Origin of the sequence: Neisseria sp. 19428wB4_WF04 (assembly GCF_015235335.1) — a bacterium.
In the GTDB taxonomy this organism is placed as follows: domain Bacteria; phylum Pseudomonadota; class Gammaproteobacteria; order Burkholderiales; family Neisseriaceae; genus Neisseria; species Neisseria musculi.
In genome coordinates, this window is the sequence record NZ_JADGLG010000240.1 from 1 (window position 1) to 250 (window position 250).

At 49.2% G+C, this 250-nt stretch carries 1 protein-coding gene; it reads right to left on the bottom strand.

Annotation, left to right across the window (positions count from 1 at the left end):
• On the bottom strand, positions 1–126 hold a 126-nt coding region (locus IR141_RS13155; RefSeq protein WP_256359880.1), incomplete at its 3' end, for a transposase.
• Positions 127–250 lie beyond the last annotated feature (124 nt).

Consider the following 250-nt stretch of genomic DNA (forward strand, 5'->3'; position numbering starts at 1 on the left):
TAAGTCGGACTTGCCTACCTTTGAAATCCGTTCTTTGCCGTTTACGCTTGTTCCCGGCTGATGCCGTTTTGGACCCAAACCGAAATAGGCGGCCAGTTGGGCAGCGGTATCAAAGCGTGATGTTATGTGTTAAATATCGTGCAAAACTGAGCCAGGGAAACGGGGAGTTGTGCTCCAAAATTGAGCCACTCTCCGTTTGTTATAAACTGCTCCGCTTTATCACACAGCGGAGCCCAACCTGGATGTTATG